Source organism: Pseudonocardia acidicola (assembly GCF_012911935.1).
Classification (GTDB): domain Bacteria; phylum Actinomycetota; class Actinomycetes; order Mycobacteriales; family Pseudonocardiaceae; genus Pseudonocardia; species Pseudonocardia acidicola.
The window spans coordinates 1-4,155 of the sequence record NZ_JAAXLA010000148.1; the positions used below are offsets into that span (position 1 = coordinate 1).

Consider the following 4,155-nt stretch of genomic DNA (forward strand, 5'->3'; position numbering starts at 1 on the left):
CGAGCACGCGGCCCGCAGCTTCCGGCCGCGGGCCGCGTGCTCGTGCCCACCCCCGCAGCCGGCCTCCCGGTCACCCGCGCCGATGCGGGCGCGCCGCAGGCCCCGGCGCCGCGCCGGCCCTCGCCGGCGCCGCGGCCCCGGCCCGCGGACGGGTACCGGCCGTCGCCGCGGCCCCGCGACGCCGCGACCAGGGACGGGCTCGGGCTGCGCTCCTCGCTCGAGGAGGAGGCGTCCTGAGCCAGGACGCCGCCTCTACACTCTGGCGCGTGCCGGACTCGCCGGAGCGTCCGGCCCACTGTCTGGCAACGAACGGAGTATCGCGGTGAGCATGCCCTCCGCGGCCGAGTTGACCCGTGCGCGGATGGCGCGGCGGGTGGTCGCGCTGGTTCTGGTCCTCGCCGGTCTCCTGGCCTGTGCGCTGAGCCTGCTGAACGTGACCGGCGGTGTCGTCGGCAACCTGCGGTTTCTGGTGACGACCGCCTTCCTGCTGCTCGGCCCCGGCTGGGCGGCCGCGGGGTTCCTGCGGCGCGCTCCGGCCGCGCACGTCTGGCTGCTCACCATCGGCACCGGCGTGGCCGCCACGCTGCTGGTCGGCCAGATCATGGTCAGCACCGGCTGGTGGCACCCGGCGGGGGCGCTCTACCTGATGACGGTGATCAGCGTGCCGTTCCTGCTGCGGCACGCGGTGGTCGCCCAGTGACGGCTTCCCACCGGCCGCACGACCCGGCAGGGACCGCCCGGTGACGGCGCGACCCCCGGCCGTCGGGACGGGCCCCGTGGGGTCGGGCCGCCGGCCGCCGAACCCGCGGGCGTCGGGAGAGCCCGCGCTGGACCCGCCGACCGTGCGCCTCTCCCGCGTCGACCCGGCCACGTCGGCGTCCGCTCCCGACGCACCGACCGAGGTCATCCCGGTCGTCGATCCGGCCGGCCGGCCGGCGAACGGTGGACTCGGTGACGGTCTCGCGCTGTCGCTGAGCTCCGCGGTGGGCTCGCTGGCCGGTTTCCTGAGCTGGCTGATCGCCGCACGGATCATGCCGCAGTCCGAGTTCGGCCAGGCCTCCGCCGTGGTGTCGGCGTTCATCCTCATCGCCGGTGCGGCCCAGCTCAACCTGGGCATCGGGCTGCTGCGCTGGCTGCCCGCCTCGGGCCGGCGCGCCGGGAGGCTGGTCTGGTCGAGCCTGCTGTTGATCATGCCGTTGTCCGGGCTGGTCGGCCTGATCTACGTGCTGTTCGTGCCGGAACTGGCCGAGACCGCGGCCGGGCCGGGCGGCTCGTTCGGCGTCGGGGTGCTGCTGTTCGTGCTCGCCGCCGCCGGGTGGGGCGTGTTCGTCGTGCACGACTTCATCCTCGTCGCGATCGGTAAACCCTGGTGGACGGTCTGGCGCAACGGGCTGTTCGCGGTCGTCCGGATCGGCCTGCTGGTGGCGCTGGGCTACTACGCCGGGCTCGGGGCACAGGGCGTGGTGCTGTCCTGGGTCGGCCCGATCGTGGTGTGGATCCTGGTCGGCTCGCTGGTCGTCGCGGTGTACGTGCGCCGCTTCAGCCGCCGGGCCACCGGCGGCACGCTGCCCGAGCGTGGCGAGGCGGTGCGCTTCCTCGGACCGACCGCCGTCGCGCAGGTCGGCACCGCGCTGCTCTACAACCAGGTCACGCTGCTGGTGACGCTGCGGTTCGGGCCCGAGACCGGGGCCGCGTTCTTCGTCGCCTGGCAGGCGGTGACCGTCGTCGACATCGCGGCCATGTTCTTCATGAACTCCCTGGCCGTGCACGTGGCGCGCGAGCCGCACCGGGCCGGCGAGCTGGCCGCCGCCGCCCGCACCCGGCTGCTGAAGCTCTTCCTGCCGGTGCTGGCCCTCGGCGCGTTGCTCGCCCGTCCGGTGCTGTCGATCTTCGGTTCGGGGTATGCCGAGGCCAGCGTGATCCTGCAGCTGCTCATGCTCGGGCTGGCGTTCCGGCTGGTCGTCGCGCACGCGCTGGGGGTCCGGCAGGCCGCGGGCAAGGCGATGCAGTTCGCCCGCCTGCAGCTGATCAGCACGCTGCTGGTGCTGCTCGTCGTGGTCGTCATCCCGGTCCGCCCCGGCGCCCCGGACGAGGCGCTGCTGCCGGTGGCCATCGGCTACGTCGTGGTCCAGGTGGTCTGCGCGCTCACCGTTCTGTTCTCCCCGGCCAGGCGCCGGGCCGAGTCGCCGGTGTCACCCGCGACACCGGCGAACGCCAGCAAGGAGGGATCGTGACGTCGACGGACACCCGGAACCCGGGTGACGGCCGGTCGCACGACGACGTCGACCCGCCGACCATGGCCATCGCCATCGGCGACACCGCCGCGGAGCCGCCCACGACGGCGCTGCCGCTGCAGCGGCGACAGCCCCGGCCTGCGGCCCAGCAGCGGCTGCCCTGGTGGTGGCTGTGGCTGCCGCCGGTGTTCGTGCTGCTCGCGCTGGCGCTGCTGCCGGTCGCCGCCGCGACGACCGACCTCGACGCGCTCGACGGCTGGGGGCTGGCCCGGGTGCTCGGCCCGGCGGGCTGGGCGGCGCTGGCCTGCGCGGTGGCCGCCTGTGTGGCCGAGTTGTGGTCGCCGCGGCCGCGGATCCCGATGCTGGGCATCGCGACCACCGTGCTGATCCTGTGCAGCACCGGGATGCCGTCGGTGGTCCAGCCGGTGGCGCGGTTCAGCACGGCCTGGCTGCTGGCCGGGTTCACCGACGCGCTGTCCGGCGGTGTCCCGCCGACGGGCATCGACGCCCGGTTCTACTGGCCGGCGTTCTTCGCCCAGTGGGCCTTCTTCCGCGACGCCGGCGGCGCGACCCAGCTCGACGAGGTGCTGCGCTGGTTCCCCCCGGTCATCGTCGGCGTCTGGGCGATCGGCATCTACGCGCTCGCCCGCTCGATGCTCGGCGGCTCCCGAGCACCGTGGGCGGCGGCCTGGTTGTTCATCGGGCTGAACTGGATCGAGCAGGACTACTTCTCCCCGCAGGCCACCGGCATCGTGCTGCTGTTGACCGTGCTGACCTTCGCGCTCGGCCCGCTGGCCACCCGCCGCACCGACTCCGCCGGGGTCCCGGGCTGGCCGGTACCGCATCCGGGCGCGCCCCGGCTGCCGCTGCTGCGCCGCTGGGTGGTCGCGGCGATGACGCCGCCGAACCGGCCGACACTGCCGCCGCGCCAGCTGCTGCTGATCTACTTCTGCGCCGCGCTGTGCCTGCTCGCGGTCGCCCCGGAGCACCAGCTCACTCCGTTCGCGATCATCGGCCAGCTCGTGCTGCTCGCGGTCGTCGGGCGGTTCCGCGGCCGGGGTCTGGTACTCGTCGCGATCCTCGCGGTGGTGGTCTACATCCTCATCGCCGGCCGCGAGTTCTGGATGACCCAGCTCAGCCTGATCACCGGCAGCGGGGACCAGGGCGCGTTGCAGGCCGGCGTGGCCGACCGGCTGGCCGGCGACACCGGCCAGATCGCGGTCAAGTACCTGCGCATCCTCATGCCCGGCCTGACCTGGCTGCTCGCCATCGCCGGAGCGTGGGTCTACTGGCGGCGCCGGCGCGACCTGGTGCCGATCGGGCTGGCCGTGGTGCCGATGGCCTTCGCCGCGGTGCAGAGCTACGGCGGCGAGCTGATCCTGCGCATCGTGCTCTACGGCCTGCCGATCCTGTCCATCCTCGGCGCGGACGCGCTGCGCAAGCTGGTCCGCCATCGCCGCAGCCTGGAGAAGGTCCTCGCCGTCGGCATGCTGGCGCTGTTCGGATTGCTCGTGCTGATCCGCGGCGGCAACGATGCCTACCAGGTGGTGCGGCCCGACGAGGTCGCCCTGGCCCGCCAGACGATCGCGGAGACGCCACCGGGCAAGTCCATCGTGCCGTTGAGCCACCTCGGCCCGTACGGCGTGGGGGGCATCGCCACGCACAGCGGCGGCGGGTCGGCCCCGGGCTGCTCGCAGCTGGCCAACGACGTGAAGCGCTGCGTCGACGAGATCTACCCCGACGTGATCATCACGTTCCGATCGGTGGAGAACGAGGGCGTCGTGCTGAACAACAAGCCACCGGGCTGGTCGCTGGCCGCTATCCAGGAACTGGTGGCGTCGGGGAAGTACACGCTCAAGTACCAGAGCGGCTTCAACGCGGTGCTGGTCAAGACGCCGCCCCCGCCCGCACCCGCACCCCC

At 73.8% G+C, this 4,155-nt stretch carries 3 protein-coding genes and 1 pseudogene; all 4 read left to right on the forward strand.

Annotated features, from left to right (window positions below):
• Window positions 1-237: pseudogene (locus HF526_RS34230) on the forward strand (hypothetical protein); the annotation flags it as partial.
• Between the two features lie 85 nt (window positions 238-322).
• Window positions 323-700 carry a hypothetical protein gene (locus HF526_RS34235; protein WP_169385800.1) on the forward strand — a complete coding sequence of 126 codons (378 nt, stop codon included), beginning with the start codon at window positions 323-325 and terminating at the stop codon, window positions 698-700.
• Window positions 701-740: 40 nt separating this feature from the next.
• The gene (locus HF526_RS34240; protein WP_169385801.1) at window positions 741-2,234 is read left to right on the forward strand and encodes a lipopolysaccharide biosynthesis protein; all 1,494 of its coding nucleotides are present in this window, start codon (window positions 741-743) and stop codon (window positions 2,232-2,234) included.
• A partial coding sequence (locus HF526_RS34245) for a hypothetical protein (RefSeq protein ID WP_169385802.1) occupies window positions 2,231-4,155 on the forward strand: 1,925 nt, incomplete at its 3' end. The genes HF526_RS34240 and HF526_RS34245, both read left to right, overlap by 4 nt.